This is a genomic window from Xanthomonas sp., from assembly GCF_017163755.1.
In the GTDB taxonomy this organism is placed as follows: Bacteria; Pseudomonadota; Gammaproteobacteria; order Xanthomonadales; family Xanthomonadaceae; genus Xanthomonas_A.
Genome location: NZ_JAFIWC010000004.1, coordinates 23,354 through 46,730, shown reverse-complemented (window position 1 = coordinate 46,730; position 23,377 = coordinate 23,354). Strand labels below are relative to the sequence as shown.

General features: G+C 68.8%; 21 protein-coding genes. 12 read left to right on the top strand and 9 right to left on the bottom strand.

Annotated elements, in window-relative coordinates; genetic code table 11:
- The first annotated feature begins 283 nt into the window (after positions 1 to 283).
- Positions 284 to 1,075: a phytanoyl-CoA dioxygenase family protein gene (locus tag JR065_RS03880; protein ID WP_206232283.1), complete on the top strand. Its 792-nt coding sequence runs from the start codon at positions 284 to 286 to the stop codon at positions 1,073 to 1,075.
- Between the two features lie 266 nt (positions 1,076 to 1,341).
- Here the strand turns inward: JR065_RS03880 and JR065_RS03875 are convergent, their stop codons facing one another.
- Complete coding sequence (locus JR065_RS03875; protein WP_206232282.1) at positions 1,342 to 2,220, bottom strand: PhzF family phenazine biosynthesis protein; 879 nt, start codon at positions 2,218 to 2,220, stop codon at positions 1,342 to 1,344.
- Between the two features lie 397 nt (positions 2,221 to 2,617).
- Here JR065_RS03875 and JR065_RS03870 point away from each other — a divergent pair, with 397 nt between their 5' ends.
- The 4 genes from JR065_RS03870 to JR065_RS03855 all read left to right on the top strand — a co-directional run bounded on the left by JR065_RS03870 (position 2,618) and on the right by JR065_RS03855 (position 9,053).
- Positions 2,618 to 5,227 (top strand): bifunctional aspartate kinase/diaminopimelate decarboxylase, encoded by a 2,610-nt coding sequence (locus JR065_RS03870; RefSeq protein WP_206232279.1) that lies wholly within the window; start codon positions 2,618 to 2,620, stop codon positions 5,225 to 5,227.
- Between the two features lie 87 nt (positions 5,228 to 5,314).
- Positions 5,315 to 6,700 (top strand): UDP-N-acetyl-alpha-D-muramoyl-L-alanyl-L-glutamate epimerase, encoded by a 1,386-nt coding sequence (murL, locus tag JR065_RS03865; RefSeq protein WP_206232278.1) that lies wholly within the window; start codon positions 5,315 to 5,317, stop codon positions 6,698 to 6,700.
- Positions 6,681 to 8,111 (top strand): UDP-N-acetylmuramoyl-L-alanine--D-glutamate ligase, encoded by a 1,431-nt coding sequence (murD, locus tag JR065_RS03860; protein ID WP_206232276.1) that lies wholly within the window; start codon positions 6,681 to 6,683, stop codon positions 8,109 to 8,111. The genes murL and murD overlap by 20 nt, the downstream gene beginning before the upstream one ends.
- A 150-nt stretch (positions 8,112 to 8,261) precedes the next feature.
- Positions 8,262 to 9,053 carry a dienelactone hydrolase family protein gene (locus tag JR065_RS03855; RefSeq protein WP_206232274.1) on the top strand — a complete coding sequence of 264 codons (792 nt, stop codon included), beginning with the start codon at positions 8,262 to 8,264 and terminating at the stop codon, positions 9,051 to 9,053.
- Between the two features lie 98 nt (positions 9,054 to 9,151).
- Here JR065_RS03855 and JR065_RS03850 read toward each other — a convergent pair whose 3' ends face one another.
- A complete protein-coding gene (locus JR065_RS03850) occupies positions 9,152 to 10,150 on the bottom strand; it encodes a polyprenyl synthetase family protein (protein WP_206232272.1) in 999 nt (332 codons plus the stop codon).
- A 192-nt stretch (positions 10,151 to 10,342) separates the two neighbouring features.
- Between JR065_RS03850 and JR065_RS03845 the strand changes: the two genes are divergently transcribed.
- Positions 10,343 to 10,858: a single-stranded DNA-binding protein gene (locus JR065_RS03845; RefSeq protein ID WP_206232271.1), complete on the top strand. Its 516-nt coding sequence runs from the start codon at positions 10,343 to 10,345 to the stop codon at positions 10,856 to 10,858.
- Between the two features lie 39 nt (positions 10,859 to 10,897).
- Here the strand turns inward: JR065_RS03845 and JR065_RS03840 are convergent, their stop codons facing one another.
- Entirely contained in the window at positions 10,898 to 11,164 is a 267-nt protein-coding gene (locus JR065_RS03840; protein WP_206232269.1) for a hypothetical protein, read from the bottom strand.
- Between the two features lie 218 nt (positions 11,165 to 11,382).
- Here JR065_RS03840 and JR065_RS03835 point away from each other — a divergent pair, with 218 nt between their 5' ends.
- The 4 genes from JR065_RS03835 to JR065_RS03820 are packed head-to-tail and all read left to right on the top strand — an operon-like array spanning position 11,383 to position 15,358.
- Positions 11,383 to 12,279 (top strand): hydroxypyruvate isomerase family protein, encoded by an 897-nt coding sequence (locus JR065_RS03835; RefSeq protein WP_206232267.1) that lies wholly within the window; start codon positions 11,383 to 11,385, stop codon positions 12,277 to 12,279.
- Positions 12,280 to 12,309: 30 nt separating this feature from the next.
- A complete protein-coding gene (locus tag JR065_RS03830; protein WP_206232266.1) occupies positions 12,310 to 13,995 on the top strand; it encodes a GMC oxidoreductase in 1,686 nt (561 codons plus the stop codon).
- A complete protein-coding gene (locus JR065_RS03825) occupies positions 13,995 to 14,570 on the top strand; it encodes a gluconate 2-dehydrogenase subunit 3 family protein (protein WP_206232264.1) in 576 nt (191 codons plus the stop codon). Before JR065_RS03830 ends, JR065_RS03825 begins: the two co-directional genes overlap by 1 nt.
- A 44-nt stretch (positions 14,571 to 14,614) precedes the next feature.
- Positions 14,615 to 15,358: a 3-keto-disaccharide hydrolase gene (locus JR065_RS03820; protein ID WP_206232263.1), complete on the top strand. Its 744-nt coding sequence runs from the start codon at positions 14,615 to 14,617 to the stop codon at positions 15,356 to 15,358.
- Between the two features lie 36 nt (positions 15,359 to 15,394).
- Here JR065_RS03820 and JR065_RS03815 read toward each other — a convergent pair whose 3' ends face one another.
- Genes JR065_RS03815 through JR065_RS03795 form a run of 5 tightly spaced genes read right to left on the bottom strand, consistent with a single transcriptional unit; the run spans position 15,395 to position 20,029 of the window.
- Complete coding sequence (locus tag JR065_RS03815; RefSeq protein WP_206232261.1) at positions 15,395 to 15,691, bottom strand: c-type cytochrome; 297 nt, start codon at positions 15,689 to 15,691, stop codon at positions 15,395 to 15,397.
- Between the two features lie 18 nt (positions 15,692 to 15,709).
- Positions 15,710 to 16,576, bottom strand: a complete 867-nt coding sequence (locus tag JR065_RS03810; RefSeq protein WP_206232260.1) for a sugar phosphate isomerase/epimerase family protein — start codon at positions 16,574 to 16,576, stop codon at positions 15,710 to 15,712.
- A gap of 19 nt (positions 16,577 to 16,595) precedes the next feature.
- The gene (locus JR065_RS03805) at positions 16,596 to 17,720 is read right to left on the bottom strand and encodes a Gfo/Idh/MocA family protein (RefSeq protein WP_206232259.1); all 1,125 of its coding nucleotides are present in this window, start codon (positions 17,718 to 17,720) and stop codon (positions 16,596 to 16,598) included.
- Positions 17,717 to 18,949 (bottom strand): nucleoside permease, encoded by a 1,233-nt coding sequence (locus JR065_RS03800; protein WP_206232257.1) that lies wholly within the window; start codon positions 18,947 to 18,949, stop codon positions 17,717 to 17,719. Before JR065_RS03800 ends, JR065_RS03805 begins: the two co-directional genes overlap by 4 nt.
- A gap of 27 nt (positions 18,950 to 18,976) precedes the next feature.
- On the bottom strand, positions 18,977 to 20,029 hold the full coding sequence (locus JR065_RS03795) for a sugar phosphate isomerase/epimerase family protein (protein WP_206232255.1): 1,053 nt from the start codon (positions 20,027 to 20,029) through the stop codon (positions 18,977 to 18,979).
- Between the two features lie 94 nt (positions 20,030 to 20,123).
- Between JR065_RS03795 and JR065_RS03790 the strand changes: the two genes are divergently transcribed.
- Positions 20,124 to 21,206, top strand: coding sequence for a LacI family DNA-binding transcriptional regulator (locus JR065_RS03790; protein WP_241093362.1), 1,083 nt, complete (start codon positions 20,124 to 20,126; stop codon positions 21,204 to 21,206).
- 578 nt (positions 21,207 to 21,784) lie between these two features.
- Here the strand turns inward: JR065_RS03790 and JR065_RS03785 are convergent.
- Entirely contained in the window at positions 21,785 to 22,462 is a 678-nt protein-coding gene (locus tag JR065_RS03785) for a TetR/AcrR family transcriptional regulator (RefSeq protein ID WP_206232254.1), read from the bottom strand.
- A 250-nt stretch (positions 22,463 to 22,712) separates the two neighbouring features.
- Here JR065_RS03785 and JR065_RS03780 point away from each other — a divergent pair, with 250 nt between their 5' ends.
- Complete coding sequence (locus JR065_RS03780) at positions 22,713 to 23,375, top strand: DUF3313 domain-containing protein (protein WP_206232252.1); 663 nt, start codon at positions 22,713 to 22,715, stop codon at positions 23,373 to 23,375.
- Positions 23,376 to 23,377: the final 2 nt, after the last annotated feature.

Below are 23,377 nucleotides of genomic sequence, written 5' to 3'. Positions count from 1 at the left end.
GTGGCCGGCGCCCGGCGCCGTTCTGGCATCGCTGCCCGGTTCGGTCCCGCCACCTGGCTTCGGTGCGACGCGGAAATTCATGTACGCTGTTCTGCGCGCGCTGCCAGGTGGCGGCCGTGTGCTCGAACCGGCCTTGCCCTCAGCCTTGATCCAATAGGTTGCATGATGTTCATGTCCACGTTCTTCCCGCTGGTCTGAAAGCGACCCAGGTCGTAGCGGCGCGATTGCGCCGAACGGATCAACAGCGTGGCCGCCGATGCGGCAGCCGCATGGAGAACGAACGATGCACAGAATCGAACATGGTGGCCTGACTGGCCAGCAGATCCAGCGCTTCATGGAAGACGGCTTCGTCAAGGTCGAACATGCCTTCAGCACCGACACCGCGGCCCGATGCAGGGACGAATTGTGGGCGGAGATCGGTCTGTCGGCGGATGCTCCGGCCAACTGGACCGCGCCGGTGGTCCGTGTGGCGTCGAAGTTTTCGCCGCCGTTCATCGAAGCTGCCAATACGCCGCGATTGCACAAGGCCTACGATCAACTCGTCGGAGAAGGGCGCTGGATCGCGCCAACCGGATTGGGAACGTTCCCGATCCGCTTCCCTTCGTCGCAGGCCCCTGGCGATGATGGCTGGCATGTGGATGTGAGCTTCGGTGCCGACCATCCGGACTTCATGGAGTGGCGGGCGAACGTGCGCAGCAGCGGCAGGGCATTGTTGATGCTCTTCCTGCTCTCCGATGTCGGTCCGGCCGATGCGCCCACCCGGATACGCAAAGGTTCGCATCGCGCCATTGCGCGGCAGTTGCTGCCCTATGGCGCCGCGGGCGCGACGCTCAGGCAGCTGTCGGCTGACGGCTACGCTTCCACGCGGGACTGCCAAATCGAGGTGGCCACCGGCGCGGCGGGCACCGTCTATCTATGCCATCCGTTCCTGGTCCATGCCGCGCAATCCCACCGGGGGAAACAGCCTCGCTTCATGGCGCAGCCGCCGTTGTTGCCCAAAGCGGACTTCGATCCGGCGCTGCCGCCATCCCCCGTGCAGATCGCGATTCGCCGGGCTTGCGGTCTGGCGCTGTGAGCCGGATGACGGTCCGGGCCGCTTGGCGGCCTGGACGTTTCCGACTCATCCGTGACCCTCACGGGGGCGCAGTGCGCGCGTACTGTCCTGGCCGGATGCCCATTGCCGGGACCTGGCGTGCGCCGTTGCCAGGGATCGCGGCCGACATGGTGCGTGCCTGAATCATCCAGCCGGTCGCCCTGGCCAGTGCGTGCCTGGCGCATCGCTCGGCGAATCTGGACCCTGCGACGGGCGTCGCGCCGGTTGCGCGGCGGCAGCGACCCGGCTCAGCGCCAGTCGATGCGTCCGTCGATCACCGTCTGCACCTGGCCGCCGGACCAGACCTCGCCGGCGCTGTCCACGCTCAGGGTCAGCAAGGCGTCGTGGCCGACTTCGCGGCCCTGGCTGACGACGTAGCGGCCGTCAGAGCCGGGCAGGGCGTCGCGATGGTCGAGCCAGGCCGCGAGCACCGCGTTGGCGGCACCGGACGCGGCGTCCTCGAAGCGGCGGCCGTTGCCGACGAAGGCGCGCACCGCAAGCGCGTAGGCCTGGCCCGATGCGCGCGCATAGGCGAACACGCCCATGCTGCCGGTGTTCTCCGCCAGCGCGGCGATCGCGTCCCAGTCCGGCGCCAGGCCGCGCAGCGCGGCCTCGTCGGCGATCTCGACCAGCCACCAGCGGCGGCCGCCGTCCATCAGCGCCGGCGGCAGCGCGCCCAGCCTCCAATCGTGCATCGCGGCGGCCAGGCGCGGATCGGCGGCGTCGGCGATTTCGGCCACCTGAGCGCGCGGGGTGCGGATCGCGATGCTGCGCGCGCCGCCGTCCCCGTCCACGCGCAACGGCAGCAGGCCGGCGATGCCTTCCTGCACCAGCAGGCCGTCACGGGGTGATGCGATGCCCGCCTCCAGCACCGCGTGCGCGGTGCCGACGCTGGGGTGGCCGGCGAAAGGCACTTCCTTCTGCGGGCTGAACATGCGGATGCCGTAATCGGCGCCCGGCTGCGTGGCCGGGAACACGAAGGTGGTCTCCGGCAGCCGCGTCCAGCGCGCGATCGCCTGCATGGCCGGATCGTCCAGGCCCTGCGCATCGAGCACCACCGCCAGCGGATTGCCGGCGCCGGGGCGCGGGGAGAACACATCCAGTTGCAGGAAACGGCGCGAAGTCATGGCGGCCACGAGGGGAGGAGGGCTGCGCAGCTTAGCAACCGAGGCCGCCGCCGATCACCGGCTGAGCCTGGCGCCGATCCAGGCCCCGGCACCGATGCGGATCTGGACGTGGCCGTCATGGCTCCATTCGTCCCGCCTGGCGACATGGCTCGGCTTCCCGGCAGCGCCTGCCCGCGATGCCGGCGCGCGGGATGTCGGCGTTGGCGCTGCTGTGGGCGGATCCCCAGTGGCGCCGCAGGCCGGGCAGAACGCATGCGCCGCCAGCGCGCGCGGCCCCTGCAGAAGCGGGACACGGCGCGGTTGGCGCGCAAGTGCGTGGCGGCGCCGAGGTTGGCATAGAATCGCAGGTTCCGCCCGGCGTTCCGGGCCTGCCTCCCACTACCAGACCCCAAACGAAATGTCCTCTTCCCCCCACGTCGATCGCTGGATCGTCCTCAAGTTCGGCGGCACCTCGGTGTCGCGTCGTCATCGCTGGGACACGATCGGGAAGCTGGCGAAAAAACGGGCCGAGGAAACTGGGGCGCGGGTGCTGGTGGTGGTATCGGCGCTGTCCGGGGTCACCAACGAGCTGACCGCGATCGCCGAAGGCGCCGCCGACAGCGCGCAGCGGGTGGCGGCGCTGGAGCAGCGCCACCGCGACTTCCTGGCCGAGCTGGAACTGGACGCCGAGGCGGTGCTGGGCGAACGCCTGGCGGCGCTGCGCGGGTTGCTGGCCGATCCGCGCGCGCAAGCGCGCACGCTGGACTGGCAGGCCGAGGTGCTGGGGCAGGGCGAACTGCTGTCGTCGACGCTGGGCGCGGCGTACCTGCGCGCCGGCGGCCTGGATTTCGGCTGGATGGACGCGCGGCAATGGCTGGATGCGCTGCCGCCGCAGCCGAATCAGAGCGAGTGGTCCAAGCGCCTGTCGGTGTCGTGCCAGTGGCAGTCCGACGCGGACTGGCGCGCGCGCTTCGTCGCCCAGCCCGCGCGCATGCTGATCACCCAGGGCTTCATCGCCCGGCACCGCGACGGCGGCACCGCGATCCTCGGCCGCGGCGGCTCGGACACCTCGGCGGCGTACTTCGGCGCGCTGCTCGGCGCGGCCCGGGTGGAGATCTGGACCGACGTGCCGGGCATGTTCAGCGCCAACCCGCGCGAGGTGCCCGACGCGCGCCTGCTGACCCGGCTGGACTACTACGAGGCGCAGGAAATCGCCACCACCGGCGCCAAGGTGCTGCACCCGCGCTCGATCAAGCCGTGCCGCGACGGCGGCGTGCCGATGGCGATCCTGGACACCGAGCGCCCCGATCTGCCCGGCACCAGCATCGACGGCGATGCGCGCACCGTGCCCGGGGTCAAGGCGATCAGCCGCCGCAACGGCATCGTGCTGGTGTCGATGGAAGGCATCGGCATGTGGCAGCAGGTCGGCTTCCTGGCCGACGTGTTCGCGCGCTTCGCCCGCCACGGGCTGTCGGTGGACCTGATCGGCACCGCCGAGACCAACGTCACCGTGTCGCTGGACCCGAGCGAGAACCTGGTCAACACCGACGTGCTGGCCGCGTTGTCGGCCGACCTGGCGGAGATCTGCCGGGTCAAGGTCATCGTGCCGTGCGCGGCGATCACCCTGGTCGGGCGCGGCATGCGTTCGCTGCTGCACAAGCTGTCGGACGTGTGGGCCACGTTCGGCCGCGAGCGCGTGCACATGATCTCGCAGTCGTCCAACGACCTGAACCTCACCTTCGTCATCGACGAGGCCGATGCCGACGGCCTGCTGCCGATCCTGCACGCCGAGCTGATCGACAGCGGCGCGATGCCGGTCGAGGAGACCGAGGTGTTCGGCCCGCGCTGGCGCGAGATCGCCGGCAGCGTGCGCCCGCGGCCCACGCCGTGGTGGCGCGAGGAGCGCGCGCACCTGCTGACCCTGGCCGAGGCCGGCACGCCGCGCTACGTCTACCACCTGCCGACGGTGCGCGCCCGCGCCCGCGCGCTGGCCGCGATCGCGCCGATCGACCAGCGCTACTACGCGATCAAGGCCAACTCGCATCCGGCGATCCTGGAGGCGCTGGTGGAGGAAGGCTTCGGCCTGGAGTGCGTATCCCACGGCGAGCTGCAGCGGGTGTTCAACACGCTGCCGGAGCTGTCGCCGCGGCGGGTGCTGTTCACCCCCAGCTTCGCGCCCAGGACCGAGTACGAGGCCGCGTTCGCGCTGGGCGTGACCGTGACCGTCGACAACGTCGAGGCGCTGCAGCGCTGGCCGGACCTGTTCCGCGGCCGCAACCTGTGGCTGCGCATCGACCTGGGCCATGGCGACGGCCACCACGAGAAGGTCAACACCGGCGGCAAGGCGTCCAAGTTCGGCCTGTCGGCCACGCGCGTGGACGAGTTCGTCGAGGCCGCGCGCGCGCTGGACATCCGCATCGTCGGCCTGCATGCGCACCTGGGCAGCGGAGTGGAGACCTCGCAGCACTGGCGGCTGATGTGCGACGAACTGGCCGGCTTCGCGCGGCGCATCGGCAGCGTGGAGGTCATCGACATCGGCGGCGGCCTGCCGATCCCGTACAGCGCCGACGACGAACCGTTCGACCTGGACAGCTGGGCCGCCGGACTGGCCGAGGTCAAGGCCGTGCACCCGGCGTTCCGCCTGGCGGTGGAGCCGGGCCGCTACCTGGTCGGCGAGGCCGGGGTGCTGCTGGCGCGCGCCACCCAGGTGATCGACAAGGACGGCGTCCGCCGCGTCGGCCTGGACGCGGGCATGAACGCGCTGGTGCGCCCGGCGCTGTACGACGCCTGGCACGACGTGGTCAACCTCAGCCGCCTGGAGCACGACGCCGACGCGCTGTTCGACGTGGTCGGGCCGATCTGCGAATCCAGCGACGTGTTCGGCAAGCGCCGCCGGCTGCCGGCCGGCACCGCGCCGGACGACGTGATGCTGATCGCCGATGCCGGCGCCTACGGCTATGCGATGGCCAGCACCTACAACCAGCGCGAGCTGCCGCGGGAGGACGCGATCGATGCGCCCGCGCCGTGAGCTTGCCGCCCTCGCGCCACCGTGCGCATTGCGACCGGTGCGCCGCGCACGCGCGCGAAAACCGGTCCGCCTGATTCCGGATATGCCATGACCGCTTTCGACAAACGCCAGATCGCCACCTTCCGCTTCGTCCGCTGCGAATTCGTCGCCGACACCGGCATCGTCCGCCTGGTCTACGCCTTCGACCAGGGCCCGGAACTGGTGGAGACCATCACCGTGCCCGGCGCGCCGTTCGCGCTGGACGGCGCGCGCGCGCAGGCGGCGCAACGCGCGCTGCGCCTGTTGCACCTGGTCGCCGGCGTCAGCTACTACAAGGCGGCGGTGCCGCCGCAGATCGCGATCGACGGCTACGCGATCGACGCCGATACCGCGGCATTGCTGGAGAGCCTGTACCTGCACGGCCTGGGCGAGTTCGCGTACCGCAACGGCCTGGACCTGCACGGCAAGATCAGGTTCCCGGTCGCTGCCACCGCGCCCGCCGAAGGTGAAGACGCCGGCGCCGCGGCGCTGGGCCTGCGCGACCATGCGCTGGTCGCGATCGGCGGCGGCAAGGACTCACTGGTCAGCATCGAAGCGCTGCGCGCGGCGGGCGTGGAGCAGACCGTGGCCTGGGTCGGCGGCTCGCAGCTGATCCGCGCCTGCGCCGAACGCACCGGCCTGCCGACCTTGAACATCGGCCGCGCGCTGGCGCCGGAACTGTTCGAACTGAACCGCCAGGGCGCGTGGAACGGGCACATCCCGGTGACCGCGGTGAACTCGGCGATCCTGGTGTTCGCCGCACTGCTGCAGGGTGCCAACCAGGTGGTGTTCTCCAACGAGCACTCGGCCAGCTACGGCAGCCAGATCATCGCCGCCGACGGCAGCGGCACCGCCGAGGTCAACCACCAGTGGTCCAAGGGCTGGGCGTTCGAGCAGGCGTTCGGCGAGTACGTGCAGCGCCACGTCGCCGCCGACCTGCACTACTACTCGCTGCTGCGCCCGCTGTCGGAGCTGGCGGTGGCGCGGCAGTTCGCCAGGAACGACCACTACGACGCGCATTTCTCCAGCTGCAACCGCAACTTCCACATCCTCGGCGAGCGCCCGGCGCACCGCTGGTGCGGGGTGTGCCCGAAATGCCATTTCGTGTTCCTGGCGCTGGCGCCGTTCATGCCCAAGCCGCGGCTGGTGCGCATCTTCGGCCGCAACCTGCTCGACGATGCCGGGCAGGCGCCGGGGTTCGACGCGCTGCTGGAGTTCCAGGACCACAAGCCGTTCGAATGCGTCGGCGAGGGCCGCGAATCGCGCGCGGCGATGGCCACGCTGGCGGCGCGCCCGGAGTGGAAGGAAGACGCGCTGGTGGCGCGCTTCGTCCGCGAGATCCAGCCGCAGCTCGATGCCGATGCGCTGCGGATCGAACCGCTGCTGACGCTGGACACGCAGCACCGCATCCCGGCCGCCCTGTGGGAACGCGTGCGTGCGAATTTCGCAGCTTGAGGGCTTGCGGGTCGCGCTGTGGGGGTGGGGCCGCGAGGGGCGGGCGGCCTATCGCGCACTGCGCGATCGGGACCGGGGACCGGGGACCGGGGACCCGGAAAAGCGGCCGCTGACAGTGTTCTGTTCGGCTGACGAAGCCATTGAGATCGTGTCGCTGCACGATCCTGAGCTGCGCGTGGAGACCGATGCCAGCGCCGAGCGGCTGGCCGCGTTCGACGTGGTGATCAAGTCGCCGGGGATCAGCCCGTACCGCCCGGAAGCGCAGGCGGCCGCGGCGCAGGGCACCCGCTTCATCGGCGGCACCTCGCTGTGGTTCGCCGAACACGCCGGCGCCGATGGCGTGGTGCCCGGCAGCGTGTGCGTCACCGGCACCAAGGGCAAGAGCACCACCACGGCGTTGCTGGCGCACCTGTTGCGCGCCGGCGGCCATCGCACCGGCCTGGTCGGCAACATCGGCCTGCCGCTGCTGGAGGTGCTGGCGCCGACGCCGCCGCCGGCGTACTGGGCGATCGAGTTGTCCAGCTACCAGACCGGCGATGTCGGCCGCAGCGGCGCGCGGCCGCAGCTGGCGCTGGTGCTGAACGTTTTTCCGGAACATCTGGACTGGCATGGCGGGCAGGCGCGCTATGTCGAGGACAAGCTGGCGCTGGTGACCGCGGCCAGGCCGCGCATCGCCTTGCTCAATGCCGCCGACCCGCGGCTGGCCGCGCTGGCGCTGCCGGACAGCCAGGTGCGCTGGTTCAACCGCGAGGACGGCTGGCACCTTCGCCACGACACCGTGTACCGCGGCGAGGTGGCCGTGTTCGATACCGCGCAGGTGCCGCTGCCGGGCCGGCACAACCGCGGCAACCTGTGCGCGGTGCTGGCGGCCATCGAGGCGCTGGGGCTGGACGCGCCTGCACTGGCGCCGGCGGCGCTGAGCTTCCGTCCGCTGCCCAACCGCTTGCAGACGCTCGGCGAGCGCGATGGCATCGCCTACGTCAACGATTCGATCAGCACCACGCCGCACGCCACGCTGGCGGCGCTGGACTGCTTTCTTGGGCGGCGCATCGCGCTGCTGGTCGGCGGCCACGACCGCGGCCTGGACTGGCAGGATTTCGCCGACGCGATGCGCCAGGACGCGCCGCTGGAGATCGTCACCATGGGCGCCAACGGGCCGCGTATCCACGCCTTGCTCGCCCCGTTGGCCGCGGCCGGCGGCTTCGGCCTGCATGCCGCGGCGGACCTGTCGTCGGCAGTGGCGCTGGCGCAGGCGGCGCTGGGCGAAGGCGGCGGCGTGGTGCTGCTGTCGCCGGGCGCGCCGAGCTTCGGCGCCTACACCGACTACGTGGCGCGCGGCCGTCACTTCGCCGAACTGGCCGGGTTCGACCCGGACACGATCAGTGCGATTCCGGGGCTGGGCATCGCCTGAGCTGTCTGCTCCGGCAGCGCACCGGCTGGCGGACGCCGTTGGCTCGCTGCCGTGCACGAAGCATCGTCGATCGGGTCGCTCCAAAGCCGGACCTAAGAGCGGAGAGAAAACGATCTAGACTGCCGGCTGGGTTCCGATGGGAGAAGGCAGATGCGCATTCGTTCGATGCGGCGCTGGATAGGCCTGCTGGTCCTGGCGCTGCCGTTGCCGGCGCTGGCCGCGATGCAGGCAACGCCGGTGGAATGGAAGGTCGGCAAGGACAGCTTCAGCGGCGTGCTGGTGTTCGACGATGGCGACCAGGACAAGCGCCCGGGCCTGGTGATGGTGCCGAACTGGCGCGGGGTCAACGCTTCGGCGATCGACAAGGCCAAGCAGCTCGCCGGCGACGACTACGTGGTGCTGGTGGCCGACGTCTACGGCAAGGGCAAGCGCCCGGCCGACGACGCCGAGGCCGGGCAGTTCGCTGGTGCGTTGAAGAAGGATCCGGCGACGCTGCGCGCGCGTGCGCTGAAGGCGGTCGAGGCGCTGAAGGCGCAGGCCGGCAAGGCGCCGCTGGATGCCACGCGGATCGGTGCGGTCGGCTTCTGCTTCGGCGGCAGCACGGTGCTGGAACTGGTCCGTGCCGGCGCGCAGCTGGATGGGGCGGTCAGCCTGCACGGCGGCCTCGCCACGCCGACGCCGGCCGCCGCGGGCAGCGCCAAGACGCCACTGCTGGTGCTCAACGGCGCCGACGACAAGAGCGTGAGCCGCGACGACATCGCCGCTTTCGAGCAGGAGATGGACGGCGCCGGCGCCGACTGGCAGTTCGTCAACTTCAGCGGCGCGGTGCATTGCTTCGCCGAGGCCGACGCGAACAGCCCGCCCGGCTGCCTGTACAACGAACGTGCGGCCAAGCGCGCCTACCGCATGCTGCACGACTTCTTTGAGGAGCGATGGGATTAGGCGGCGGGATTGGGGATTGGTAAAAGCGCATGCCCTTGCCGGAAGGCGCTTGCAAATCCCAAATCTCCAGTCCCGTTCGGCGCGAAACGCGCGCCGGATCAATGCCTGCGTTCGACCGCGTAGCGCGCCAGGCCGCGCAGCGCGGCGAGCGCATCGCTTTCCGGCAGGCCGTCCAGCGCCCGCTCGGCGGCGGCGGCGTACTCGGCGGCGCGGCGGCGGCTGTATTCCAGCCCGCCGGTGGCGCGGATGGCGCCGAGCACCTCGGGCATCGCGCCGGCGTCGCCCTGTTCGACGATCGCGCGCAAGCGCTGCCGGACGGCATCGTCCGAGTGCGCCATCGCGTGGATCAGCGGCAGCGTGGCCTTGCCCTCGGCCAGGTCGTCGCCGAGGTTCTTGCCCAGGTCGGCGGCATCGGCGGCGTAGTCGAGCACGTCGTCGGCGATCTGGAACGCGTAGCCCAGGTGCATGCCGTAGTCGTACAGGCGCTGCTGCACGTCCGCCGAGGCGCCGGAGGCCATCGCGCCGAGCCGGGTGCCGGCGGCGAACAGCACCGCGGTCTTGCGTTCGATCACCCGCAGGTAGGCGGCTTCGTCGGTATCGGGGTTGTGCACGTGCAGCAGCTGCAGCACTTCGCCCTCGGCGATGCGGTTGGTGGTGTCGGCCAGCAGCCGCATCACCGCCATGCTGTCCAGTTCGACCATCAGCTGGAAGCTGCGCGAGTACAGGAAATCGCCGACCAGCACGCTGGGCGCGTTGCCCCACAACGCGTTGGCGGTGCTGCGGCCGCGGCGCAGGTCCGATTCGTCGACCACGTCGTCGTGCAGCAGGGTCGAGGTGTGGATGAACTCGACGATCACCGCCAACTGCTGGTGCTGCGCACCGCCGCTGCCGCAGGCGCGGCCGGCCAGCATGACCAGCATCGGCCGCAGGCGCTTGCCGCCAGCGGAGATGATGTGGTCGGCGATCTGGTTGATCAGCACCACGTCCGAGGCCAGGCGGCGCCGGATCAGCGCGTCGGCGGCCTCCATGTCGGGCGCGGCGAGCGCCTGGATCTGGGACAGGCCCAGGGCGGGGCGGAGGTCTTCGGCGAGGCTCATGCGGTCGGACTAGGGGGAGTGCAGGGATTATAGGCCACCCCGGCGGGGGCAAGTCTGACGCCTGAACCGGGGGAAGGCTGATATCCGCCCCCAGCCCGGTATAATTCACTGTCTTCGCCCGTCCCCGAGCGGGCGACCCTGTCAGACATGCCCGCGCCCGAGCGGGTTCACCACCCCGAACGGAAGAATTCCATGGCCCGCGGCATCAACAAAGTCATCCTCGTCGGCAACCTCGGCAACGATCCCGACACCAAGTACACCCAGGCCGGCATGGCGATCACCCGCATCAGCCTGGCCACCACCAGCGTGCGCAAGGACAAGGACGGCAACCAGCAGGAGCGCACCGAATGGCACCGCGTGGTGTTCTTCGGCAAGCTCGGCGAGATCGCCGGCGAGTACCTGCGCAAGGGCAGCTCGGTCTACGTCGAAGGCTCGATCCGCTATGACAAGTACACCGGCCAGGACGGCGTGGAGAAGTACTCCACCGACATCGTCGCCGACGAGATGCAGATGCTCGGCGGCCGCGGCGAAGGCGGCGGTGGCGGTGCCGGCATGGGCGGCGATCGCCCGCAGCGCTCGGCGGCGCCACGGCAGGAGCGCCCGAACCAGGGCGGCGGCGGACAGGACTACGCGCCGCGCCGCCAGCAGCCGGCGCCGCAGCAGTCCGCGCCGATGGACGATTTCGCCGACGACGACATCCCGTTCTAGACAACACGTGTCGATAAAGATCTGAAGAGAGCCCCGTTTTTACGGGGCTTTTTCTTTTCTCAATGATGCTTCCATGACAAAGCGAATCAACGCGCCATCGCTTGGGTAGACGCATAGGCCGCCATCGAACGCGTCAACGGCGCCCTCATCCAGCGCGCAGCCGCAACCTGGGCGTTCGTCTACGGTGTCGGGCAAATTCTTCTCGATGGTAGTGCCCGATCCATCGGCCCAGCTCGAACGCGGCAGGAGGAACCACGGTTTCACCGGCTTCTCGCCATGCATCGCCTGCGGCAGGTCAGGGTTCATGGGATGCCAATCCACTGCACGTCCAGTAGTCCACCTCCGTGCGCCGCCCGAAATTCCAGCACCGTCATGCAGCGACCGACGCGACAGGCGTTGTGCTCTGCAGCATGGGTTTTCGTGCACTGCGTCTTGCAAAAAAACGATTGCGTACTTTATGGTGCAATCGATTGCATTGCGGCGAATCCTTAGCATTTGATACCGGTTGGGAGGCCGGAAAGTGGATGTCTATCCATTCGATCGGACCAGCGGCGGCCTCGGGGTTCACGAGGCGAGACGCGTTGCGCGTTGCCGTCGCCGGGAGCCTTGGCCTGGGCGCGGCTGGCATGCTGCCTGCGTTTGCCGCCACCACGCCGCTCAAGGGCAACCTGAAGCATTCCGTCGCCCGATGGACGTTTCCGCAGCAGTCGATCGCCCAGCTCTGCCAGACGGTGAAGGGCATCGGTTTCGCCGCCATCGATCTGGTGGGCCCGGCGGATTGGCCCACGCTGAAGGCCAATGGCGTGCACAGCTCGATGTGCAACGGCGCGGAGCTGGGCCTGGACAAGGGCTTCGCCGGCAGCCAGTTCCACGACCAGTTGGTCGAGCGCTACACGCGGCACATCGACCTGGTGGCCGACGCCGGCTATCGCAACCTCATCTGTTTTTCCGGCAATCGCAACGGCATGGACCCCCAGGAAGGCATGGCCCACGCCGAAGCGGGACTCAAGCGCATCCTCGGGCATGCCGAGAAGCGCGGCGTCGTGCTGGTGATGGAGCTGCTGAACTCCAAGGTCGATCATCACGACTACCTGTGCGACCACTCCGCATGGGGCGTCGAACTGTGCCGGCGGCTCGGCTCGGAGCATTTCGGCCTGCTGTACGACATCTACCACATGCAGATCATGGAGGGCGACATCATCGCCACCATCGGCAAGCATCACGCTTGCTTCAAGCATTACCACACCGCGGGCGTGCCTGGCCGGCACGAGATCGGAGACGCTCAGGAACTCCACTATCCCGCCATCTGTCGCGCGATCCGCGATACCGGTTTCGATGGCTATCTGGCGCAGGAATTCATTCCTACGGCGCTGGATCCCGTCGGCTCGCTGCGCGAGGCGATCCGCCTCTGCGACGTCTGAAACGATATCCACCCAGGTGAAGTAGAACCCATGGCAGACAATCACTACGACGCCATCGTCGTTGGCTCGGGAATCAGTGGCGGTTGGGCGGCGAAGGAGCTGACCGAGAAAGGCCTCAAGGTCCTGATGCTGGAACGCGGACGCAACATCGAGCATGTCAAGGACTACGTCAACGCGATGAAGGAGGCGTGGGATTTCCCGCACCGCAACCGGCCGACCCAGGCGATGAAGGCCGACTATCCGGTGCTGATGCGCGACTACGGCCTGGTCGAGAACCTGCAAGGCATGTGGGCCAACGAAAAGGAATCGCCCTATGTCGAGACCAAGCGGTTCGACTGGTTCCGCGGCTACCACGTGGGCGGTCGCTCGCTGATGTGGGGGCGGCAGAGCTATCGCCTGTCGGACCTGGATTTCCAGGCGAACCTCAAGGACGGCATCGCCACCGATTGGCCGATCCGTTACGCCGACATCGCGCCCTGGTACGACTACGTGGAGAAGTTCGCCGGCATCGCCGGCACGCGCGAAGGCCTGGACGTGCTGCCCGACGGCGAGTTCCTGCCGCCGATCCCGTTGAACATCGTCGAGAAGGACGTGGCCGCGCGGATCAAGAAGGCCTTCGGCGGGACCCGGCACCTGATCCACTCGCGCACCGCGAACATCACCGAACCCAAGGTCGAGCAGGGCCGCGTCAATTGCCAGTACCGCAACAAGTGCATCCTGGGCTGTCCCTACGGCGCCTACTTCTCGACCCAGTCGGCGACGCTGCCGGCGGCCATGAAGACGGGCAACCTGACCTTGCGGCCGTTCTCGATCGTCAAGGAAGTGCTCTACGACAAGGACCGCAAGCGTGCGCGGGGCGTGGAGATCATCGATGCCGAGAGCGGACAGACCTACCAGTACACGGCCAACGTCATCTTCCTCAACGCGTCCTCCTTCAACTCGACCTGGCTGCTGATGAACTCGGCCACCGATGTCTGGGAAGGCGGGCTGGGTTCTTCGTCCGGCGAACTTGGGCACAACGTGATGGACCATCATTTCGGCGCGGGTGCCTCCGGCCGGGTCGAGGGCTACGACGACAAGTACTACTTCGGCCGTCGTCCCTGCGGCTTCTACATTCCCCGTTTCCGCAACGTCGCCGCGGACAAGCGCGGCTACCTGCGCGGGTTCGGCTACCAGGGCGGCGCCAGCCGCACCGGGTGGTCGCGCGAGATCGCCGAGTTGAACATCGGCGCCGACCTGAAGGACGCGCTGACCCTGCCGGGCGACTGGCGCATCGGCATGACGGGATTCGGCGAAATGCTGCCTCACCACGACAATACGATTCGCCTGGACCCGCAGCGCAAGGACAAATGGGGGCTGCCGGTGCTGGCGATGGACGTGTCCCTGCGCGCGAACGAGAAGGCCATGCGCAAGGACATGGCCGCCGATGCCGCGGAGATGTTCGAGGCCGCCGGGGTCAAGGACGTGGAGATGCACGATGACGACTACGCCCCGGGCAAGGGCATCCACGAGATGGGCACCGCGCGCATGGGCCGTGACCGCAGGAACTCCGTGCTGAACCAGCACAACCAGGTCTGGGACGCGCCGAACGTCTACGTGACCGACGGCGCCTGCATGACCTCCAGCGCCTGCGTGAATCCCTCGCTGACCTACATGGCGCTGACCGCACGGGCAGCCGACCATGCCGTGCGCGAGCTGAAAGCGGGGAACCTGTGATGGAACGCCGCGAACTGCTGAAGATGATCGTCGCCGCCACGGGCGCGGCCATGGTCGGCCTGCCCGCGCTCGCCCATGCACAGGCGCCGGCCGCCGGGGCGAAGAACGCCTTCTCCGCCGCCGATGTCGGCACGCTGGACGAGATCGCCGAGACCATCCTGCCGCGAACCAAGACACCGGGGGCGAAGGACGCCGGCGTGGGCCTGTTCATGGCGCAATTCGTCACCGACTGCTACACCGCCCAGCAGCAGGCGGCGTTCCGTGCCGGCCTGGCCGATATCGACAAGCGCGCCGGCGGCCGCTTCGTGTCGCTCACCCCGCAGGCCCGCACCGAGCTGCTGCGCGCGCTGGATGCAGAAGCCAGGAAACACGCCGTCGACGTGGCCGACACCGGCACCGCCAAAGTGGCCGACGCGATGCCGCATCACTTCACGATGATCAAGCAACTGGTCATCTTCAGCTTCTTCACCTCGAAGGTCGCCGCGACCGAAGTGCTGCGGTACGTCGCCGTGCCGGGTCGCTACGACGGCGACTTGGCCTATGCCCCCGGTACGCCCGCGTGGGCGACCAGCTGATGGACCGCACCGCTTCGCCCATGCACCACTTTCCCGGGAACACCATGACCAGACCCCTGCTGATGGCGGCCTGCCTGCTGGCCGCGGCGCCTGCGTTCGCGCAGGCCAGCGGCGACCTGCCGCGCGATCCGACCAAGACCGAGGCGTGGACGCCCGTGCCCGCGGTCGTGGCCACGCCCGCGGGCCGCGCGCCCTCCGACGCGATCGTGCTGTTCGGTAGCAAGGATCTCTCCGCCTGGGAGTCGGAGCAGGGCGGACGCGTACCCTGGAGCGTGGCCGGCGGCGCGCTGACCGTGGTGCCGGGGAGCAAGGGCATCCGCACCAAGCAGCGCTTCTGCGACATCCAGCTGCATGTCGAGTGGCGCACGCCCACCGCGACCCGGGGTTTCGACGGCCAGCAGCGGGGCAACAGCGGCATCTTCCTGCAGGACCTGTATGAGCTGCAGGTGCTCGACAGCTACAACAACCCGACCTATGCCAACGGCCAGGCCGGCTCGATCTACAAGCAGGCCATTCCGCTGGTGAACGCCTCGCGTGCGCCGGGCGAATGGCAGGCCTACGACATCGTCTGGAAGGCGCCGCGCTTCTCGCCGGGGGGCGGGCTCATTTCACCCGCCCGCATCACCGTCCTGCACAACGGCGTCCTGGTGCAGGACGACACCGTCCTGTCGGGCAAGACCGAGTACATCGGCGCGCCTTCGTACTCGCCGCATGCGTGCGCGCCGATCTCCCTGCAGGAGCACGATTCCAAGGTCAGCTACCGCAACATCTGGGTGCGCGAGCTGTAGCGCCGCCGGCGCGCAGCTGGCGCCGGCGCCGGCATCCTATTGCGCCAGGAAGCTGGCGATGTTGTCGATATCCTGTTGGGACAGCTGGGAAAAGGGCGGCATCAACCCACCGCCCTTGCTGATCTTCTCCTTGATCTGCGCGGGCTCCAGCCGCTTGCCCACGTCGGTGAGCGCGGGGAACGCGCCGGGGACGCCCGCGCGATCGGCGCCGTGGCAGGCCGTGCAGTTCGTTGCGTAGAGCTGCGCGCCGGCCGCAGGGTCGTCCTTGGACCACGCCGTGGTCGCAAGCGTCGCCCCCAGTAGAACTGCGGCCACTGTCAGGATCGTTTTCAAGCGGGGCTCCTTCGCGGGCTAGCGCTGTGCGTTGGCGGGCAGGCTGGCGGGCAGGTGTTCACGCAGGTAGTCCGCGCCGGTCTGGACGACCGCGGCCGGATCGCGCGGACGGTCGTGCTCGATGATGTACCAGCGCACGCCGGCACCCGCCGCGGCAGGCAGGATCGCGTTCCAGTCCAGCACGCCCTGGCCCACGGCGGCGAAACCGCCCTCATCCTCGGCCTGGCCTTTCGGCGCATTGTCCTTGGCGTGTACCGCGAACATGCGGCCCTTGAACTTGCCCAGCATCGCCGCCGGGTCGTAGCCCGCGCGCGCGACCCAGGCCAGGTCCAGCTCGGTCTGCAGGTCGGGGCCGGCGGCTGCGAACAGCAGTTCCAGGCCCGTCTTGCCATTGAAGTCGACCAGTTCGAAGTCGTGGTTGTGGTAGGCCAGGCGCAGACCCTTGGCCCGTACCCGCTTCGCGATCTGGCCCAGTTCCTTGCCCAATGCGGTCCATCCCGCGGCATCGGTCGGCCGATCCTTCTCGTCCAGGTAGGGCACCACCAGCGTCGTGTTGCCGATCGACCGGTTGAAGGCCACAACGCCGTCCAGGTCCTTGCGCAGCTCGGCCAGTTGCACGTGGGACGAGATCGCCTTGATCGCATACCTGTCCAGCAGCCGCTTGAGTTCCGCAGCGCTGACGTTCTGCGTGCCGACCGTTTCCACCGCGCCCACGCCCGCGTCGTGGACGATCTTCAACTGTTGGTCGAGCGAGCCGGCGTTGCGCAGCGTGTACATCTGCACCGCGATGGGTTTCTGCGGGCCAGCGGCTTCGCGTGCGAAGGCGGGCAGGGCAACGAGGAACAGCAGTGCGAGGGTCGCGGTCCTGCGTGCAGGGGTGTTCATCAAGGAGTCCTCCCGGGATTCAACCGATGTCTGTCCAGGCGCGCGTCCTGGCCGATGTGATGACGCGATCGACGATCAGCGCCGAGCGCAACCCGTCTTCGAAGGTGGGCAGGCCTTGCGGCCGCTCGCCTTCGATGGCGCGATAGGTGTCGGCGACAAACGCCTCGAAGCAATCGCCGTAGCCCTGCGCGTGCCCGGCCGGCAACGTCGACAGCCGGCGTTGTTCGGCACTGCCGGCACCCGGCCCGCGCACGAAGATTTCCTCGCGCTGGTCGGGCCGGCCGATCCACAGCCGTTCGGCGTCCTCCTGGTCGAACGCCACGCTGGCCCTGGCGCCATCGATCTCGAACCAGAGGCGATTGCGGCGTCCCGCCGAGACCTGGCTGACCGTCAATGACGCCAGCGTGCCCGCGCCGGTCCTGAACATCGCCGCGGCCACGTCCTCGCTCGATACCGTCTGCATCGCGCCGCCCCCCGCCGGCGTGGTGAAGCTCTGCCCGGTGACGGCGCCGCGTTCGGCGATCACGGTGGCGAACGCCGCGCTGACCTCGACGAACCGCTCGCCGCCGACCCATTCCACCAGGTCGCACCAGTGCGAGCCGATGTCGGCGAACACGCGCGACGCGCCGCCCAGTGCCGGGTCCACGCGCCAGTTGTTGCTGGCCGGGTCCAGCAGCCAGTCCTGCAGGTAGCTGCCGTGGATCAGGCGCAGCGGCCCCAGTTCGCCCTGCGCGATGCGCGCGCGCGCTTCGCGGACCACCGGGTGGTAGCGGTAGACGAAGGGCACCGTGGCGACCAGCCCGGTCGAGGCGGCCAATGCCGCCAGGGCCTGGGCGTCCTGCAACGTCGTGGCCAGCGGCTTCTCGCAGATCACGTGCTTGCCGGCTTGCAGCGCCGCCTGCGCCATGGCGCGGTGCAGATGGTTGGGCGTGCAGACGTGCACGACCTGCACCTGCGGATCGGCGACCACGTCCTCGATGTCGCGATAGGCGCGCGGGACATCCCATGACTGGGCCACGTCGCGTGCGCGTTGCGGGGAAGAGGCGGCTACGCCGCGGACCACGGCACCGGCCAGCAGCGCCGCGCGACGATGCACGGCGCCGATCATGCCGGTGCCGACGATGGCGATTCCAAGCTTGCTCATCGGGTGGGGTTCTCAGGCGTGGAGGGCACGGCCGCGACGACCGGCCGGTCGCGGAACAGCAACAGGAAGGCGACCAGCACGACCAGCGCCACGCCTGCCGGGAACAGCCAGATCTGCTGCCAGTCCGGGCCCGCCGCCGTGGTGTAGTGCTCCACGACCGCGCCGGACAGGAACGTGCCGATCAACATGCCCACGCCGTACGTGGCCAGGGTGATGAACCCCTGCGCGCTGCTGCGCGCGGCGGGGCCGGCATGCGCATCGGTGTAGATCTGGCCGGTGACGAAGAAGAAGTCGTAGCAGATGCCGTGCAGCACGATGCCGATCACCAGCAAGGAGAAGCCGCCGCCCGCATCGCCGAAGGCGAACATGGCGTAGCGCACCACCCACGCCGCCATGCCCACCGCCAGCATCGTCTTGACCCCCAGCCGCACGAACAGGAACGGCATGGCCAGCATCAGCAGGACTTCGGAGACCTGGCCCAGCGACTGCAGGCCGGCCGCGCCGCGCACGCCCAGATCGTTGAGATACGGGTTGGTGAAGTTGTAGTAGAACGCCAGCGGGATGCAGATGGCGATGGACGCCAGGAAGAACACCAGGTAGGAGCGCGACTTCAGCAGCCGCAGCGAGTCCAGTCCCAGCATCTGCCCCAGCCCGGCGTCGCGCTGTTGCGCCAGCGGCGGCGTGTGCGGCAGGGTGAAGGCGTACAAGCCCAGGGCCAGCGACGCCAGCGCCGCCATCCGGAACGTCAGCTCGAGCCGGTGCGCCTGTTCCCAGCCCAGCCAGCCGATCAGCACGCCCGCCACGATCCAGCCGACGCTGCCGGCCACCCGCACGAGCGGAAACTGCTTTTCGGGCGATTGCATGTGCCGCATCGCCACGCTGTTGGCCAGTGCCAGCGTCGGCATGAACAGCAGCATGTACGCCATGACGCAGGCGGAGAACATGCCGAAGCTCGTCGCCGTGGACGCCAGCCACATGAGCGCCGCGCCGGCGAGGTGCAGCACCGCGAGGATGCGTTGCGCCGCGAAGTAGCGATCGGCGATCAGGCCGACCAGGAACGGCGCCACGATGGCGCCGATGGACTGGCTGAGGAAGGCCGTCGCCACCTGGCTCGCGCTGGCCTGCAGGGGTCCCTGCACCAGATAGGTCCCCAGGGTCACGAACCATGCGCCCCAGATGAAGAACTGCAGAAACATCATCGCGCCCAAGCGCGACATGGTGTGCGTCATGGCTTCCCCTCCCAGGGCGGTATTGGCTCAGGTCCCCAGCATGCGGCGCAGCGATTCCGGATCGGCGCCGCTGTCGGCAAAGTCGTCGAAGGCGCGTTCGGTCACGCGGATGATGTGGTCGCGGATGAACGCGGCACCCTCGCGTGCGCCGTCTTCCGGATGCTTCAGGCAGCACTCCCACTCCAGCACTGCCCAGCCCGGGAAATCGTATTGCGCGAACTTCGAGAAGATCGCCTTGAAGTCGATCTGGCCATCGCCGAGCGAACGGAACCGCCCCGGACGATCGATCCAGTCCTGGTAACCGCCATAGACGCCGCTGCGCGCACTGGCGCGGTACTCCGCGTCCTTGACGTGGAAGATGCCGATGCGCGCGTGATACCGGTCGATGAAGCCCAGGTAGTCCATCTGCTGCAGCAGCAGGTGGCTGGGGTCGTACAGGATCCTGGCGCGCGGGTGGTGGTCGACCACCTCGAGGAAGCGCTCGAAGGTCGCGCCGTCGTGCAGGTCCTCGCCCGGGTGGATCTCGAAGCACAGGTCCACGCCGCAGGCGTCGAAGGCATCGAGGATGGGGCGCCAGCGGCGGCCGAGTTCGGCGAAGGCTGCTTCCACCAAGCCGGGCGGGCGTTGCGGCCAGGGATAGAAGTAGGGCCAGGCCAGCGCGCCGGAGAACGTGGCATGCGCCGTCAGCCCCAGGCGCTGGCTGGCCTTGGCCGCCAACCGCAACTGTTCCACCGCCCAGGCCTGGCGGGCGGCGGGATCGCCGCGCTTGTCCGGCGGTGCGAATCCGTCGAACAGGTCGTCGTAGGCGGGGTGGACGGCGACCAGTTGCCCTTGCAGGTGGGTGGACAGCTCGGTGATCTGCAGGCCGTGCCCGGCCAGCATGCCGGCGACATCGTCGCAGTACGCCTGGCTGCGCGCGGCCTGGGCCAGATCGAACAGGTGGGGCGCGCTGGTCGGGACTTGTAGGCCAGAATAGCCCAGGCCCGCGGCCCACCCGGCCAGCGTGTCCAAGCGATCGAAGGGAGGTTTGTCGCCGATGAACTGCGCCAGGAACAGCGCCGGACCCTTGAGCGTCTTCAACGTGATTCGTCCGATGCAATCGATTGCATTTATCCTAGCATGGGCCTCCCGCAAGACCCGTTGTGCGCTGCACAGCAGAAAGAAGAACTAAGCCATGGCAACCATTTACGACATCGCAAAGCATGTCGGCGTCTCCGCCGGCACGGTGTCGCGCGCGCTTTCCCGGCCGGAAAAAGTCCTGCCGGCCACGCGCACGCGCATCGAGCAGGCCGCCGCCGCGCTGGGCTATGTCCCCAACACGGTCGCCAGGACGCTCAAGACCCAGCGCAGCGGCAAGATCCTGGTCACCGTCCCGGACATCGCCAATCCATTCTTCGCGCAGATCCTGCAGGGCGCGGAGGAAGCGGCGCAGGCTGTCGGCTACGCGGTCCTGCTCGGCGATACCCAACACCAGCCCGACCGCGAGGAGCGCTACGCGCAGATGCTCCGGCGCAACGAGGCGGACGGCCTGATCGTGCTGGGGCACCGCCTCCCGCCGACGGCGCGCGAGATCGTCAAGCAGCTGGGCGCTGCCGCGCCGGTGGTCAACGGGTGCGAGTTCGACCCGGCGCTGGGCATCCCCAGCGTCCACATCGACAACGCGGCCGCCGCGCGCGCCGTGATGGAACACCTGTATGGACTGGGGCACGAGCGGATCGCCGTGGTCGGTGGCCCGCCTGACAATCCCCTGCACCAGCAACGACTGGAAGGGGCCCGGGCCTGCGGCAAGGCGCGTGGCCGCCTGCGCAACCTGACCGTCGTGCCGGGCGACTTCTCCGTGGAATCCGGCCACGCGGCCGCGATGGCGCTGTTGGCCCGCGCGCCCGTGCCGACCGCGATCTTCTGCTTCAGCGACCAGATGGCGCTGGGCGCCCTGGCGGCCTGCCGGGACCTGGGCATCCGCGTGCCGGACGACCTGTCCATCGTCGGCTTCGACGACCTGGCATCGTCCAGTTATCTCACGCCCCCCTTGACGACCATCAGGCAACCCATGCGGGAGATCGGTGTCCGCGCGGTCAACCTGCTGCTCGCCATCATTGAAAGTGTGGACGTGCCGCTTCAGCAGACGCTGGATTTCAGCTTGATGTTGCGCGGGTCGACGGGTGCGCCAAGGAGTAGGGTGACGGCAGGGGCAGGGGGCAACGGGGCGGTTGGCGCAGTTCCCGACCAGGGGCTCGGCTCCCATCGGCCCTTTTGACCGATTTCCCGGATCCGGTTGATATCCCAACCTTCGGCGATTCCACCAATCCTTGACGTCAAGCCATTTAGGCATTCTCACGCCCAGGCGTCCGGTGTATGTGCAAACCGTTCTGATCTGACGTCTACCGGGTCATAGTTGATTGCGCCCCAGTAGACCTTGCGTCTGCCGGGCTTTGCTGTTTAGGCGGTCGGGCGCAGCCTCTCGGGTCTGGTGCGGGAGCCGCCCCGCGTGGCAACTGGCGTTGGCCACCTGCCGGCCATCGGCATGCACCGGATGGGCGGTCAGGCGCTGGACCAGCTGCATGAAAAGAGTCCTTGGGTCCGCACGAGACGCAGTTCGGCTGGCAGCGGTTCCGGCAGCGCCGACAGACGCACGAGGGAAAACGTCGCGTGTTGCACCTGGCCCTTCCGGGAGGCTTCACGCTTGCAGGTTCCGTTTGTCGTAGAAGGCAGACCCGGGGCCCATGCCACGTCGAACTACGTCGCCGTCGCAGCGGTCACGGCCACCAGGCGCAGGTCCATGCCGGCGTCGCGTGCGTCCGCGTCAGCGGCAGGTGCGCGTCGCGCCGCCGCGGCTCAGGACCGCGCGCGGGTCTTTCGCGCTTTGCCGGGGGGGCGGGGCGCCGGGTCGGTATCCGTACGCGGGGCCGCGCCGAGCAGGAACATCTCGACGCCGCGCTGCACCATCGCGCGGATCGCCGCGGGTGCGACCGGCGGCGGATCGCGCTGGAACATCCGCACCTGGATCTCCGCGGTGATCAGCCCGAGGAAGTACAGAGCGCTCACCATAGGGTCGCTCTGGCGCAACTCGCCGCGCGCCATTGCCGCCTCCAGCACCTTGGCGATAGCCAGGTTGGCTTCACTGGGGCCGGAGCGGTAGAACAGCTCGCCGACCTCGGACCGACCGGCTTCGGCGACCACCATCCGGTACACCGCCATCGCGACGGTGTCGTTGGTCACCACCTGCAGCATGCCTTCGCCGAAACGGGTCAGCACCGTGCGCAGGTCGGCGCGCGCGGCGGCGGGCGAGTGCATGGCCTGGATCGCGTCCGACAGGTGCGCGGTGGCCGCGCTGCGGACCACCGCGACGAACAGTTCCTCCTTCGAGGCGAAGTAGCCATAGAGCGTGGCCTTGGAGCCGCGCAGGCGCTTGGCCAGTTCGTTCATCGAGGCGCGCTCGTAGCCGAATTCCTGGAACAGCTTCGTCGCCTCTTCGACGATGGCCTCGCGTCTGGCCTCGGTTCGAACCTTCATTGCGTCTCCTAAAGTGAACTCAACTGTACATTTTTCTTGACAACGACGAAACGCGTCGCATAATGAAACCGTACAGTACGGTTCACTTAAGGCGCGGCGTCGCGTAGACCTCGAATGGCATGCCTCGGCGTGGCCGTTCGGCTGCGGTCGGGCGGCTCGTATCCCTACGGACCGCTGCACGCGCTGCCGTCGAAAACGCTGCCGGCGCGGTCGCGCCGCCAGATCTTCCATCCCTCACGAGGCTTGTCCAATGAAGCGTTCCTCCTTGCTGTACCGGCTGGGTCTGCTCGCCTGCGTCGGCCTGACCGGCTGCGCGAGCACGCGCCCGGTCGCCTATTCCGGCATCGCATCGTCGCCGCAGCTGCAGCCCAGTTCCGGCGACAGGTCCGGTCGGGTGCCCTACGACTATTCGGCCGGCGCCGACTGGCGCGACTACACCAGCGTGGTCGTCGGGCCGGTGGCGATCTATCGCGGGCCGGACCGACAGTTCGACGAAAAGGTCTCCGAACAGGACAAGGCGGAACTGGCGCAGTTCATGCGCGCGAAATTCAGCGAGGCGCTGCGGAGCCGCTTCATCGTGGCGAATCATCCGCAGCCGCATGGCCTGCGGGTCGCGCTGACGCTGACCGGCGCGAAGAAGACCATGCCGGTGGCCGGGACCTTCACCAAGTTCGATGCCGCCGGCGCGCCCTACAACATCGTGCAGGCCATCCGCGGCAAGGAAGGCGCGCTCATCGGTTCGGTCAGCTACGCGGTGGAGATCTACGACGCGTCGACCAACCGCCTGCTGAGCGCCTATGTGAGCAAGCAGTACCCCAATGCGATGAACGTCAAGGCCAGCGTCGGCGGCTTGAGCGCATCGAAGGCGGGGATCCAGAAGGGCGCAACGGATCTGCTCGCGCGCCTGGACTGAGC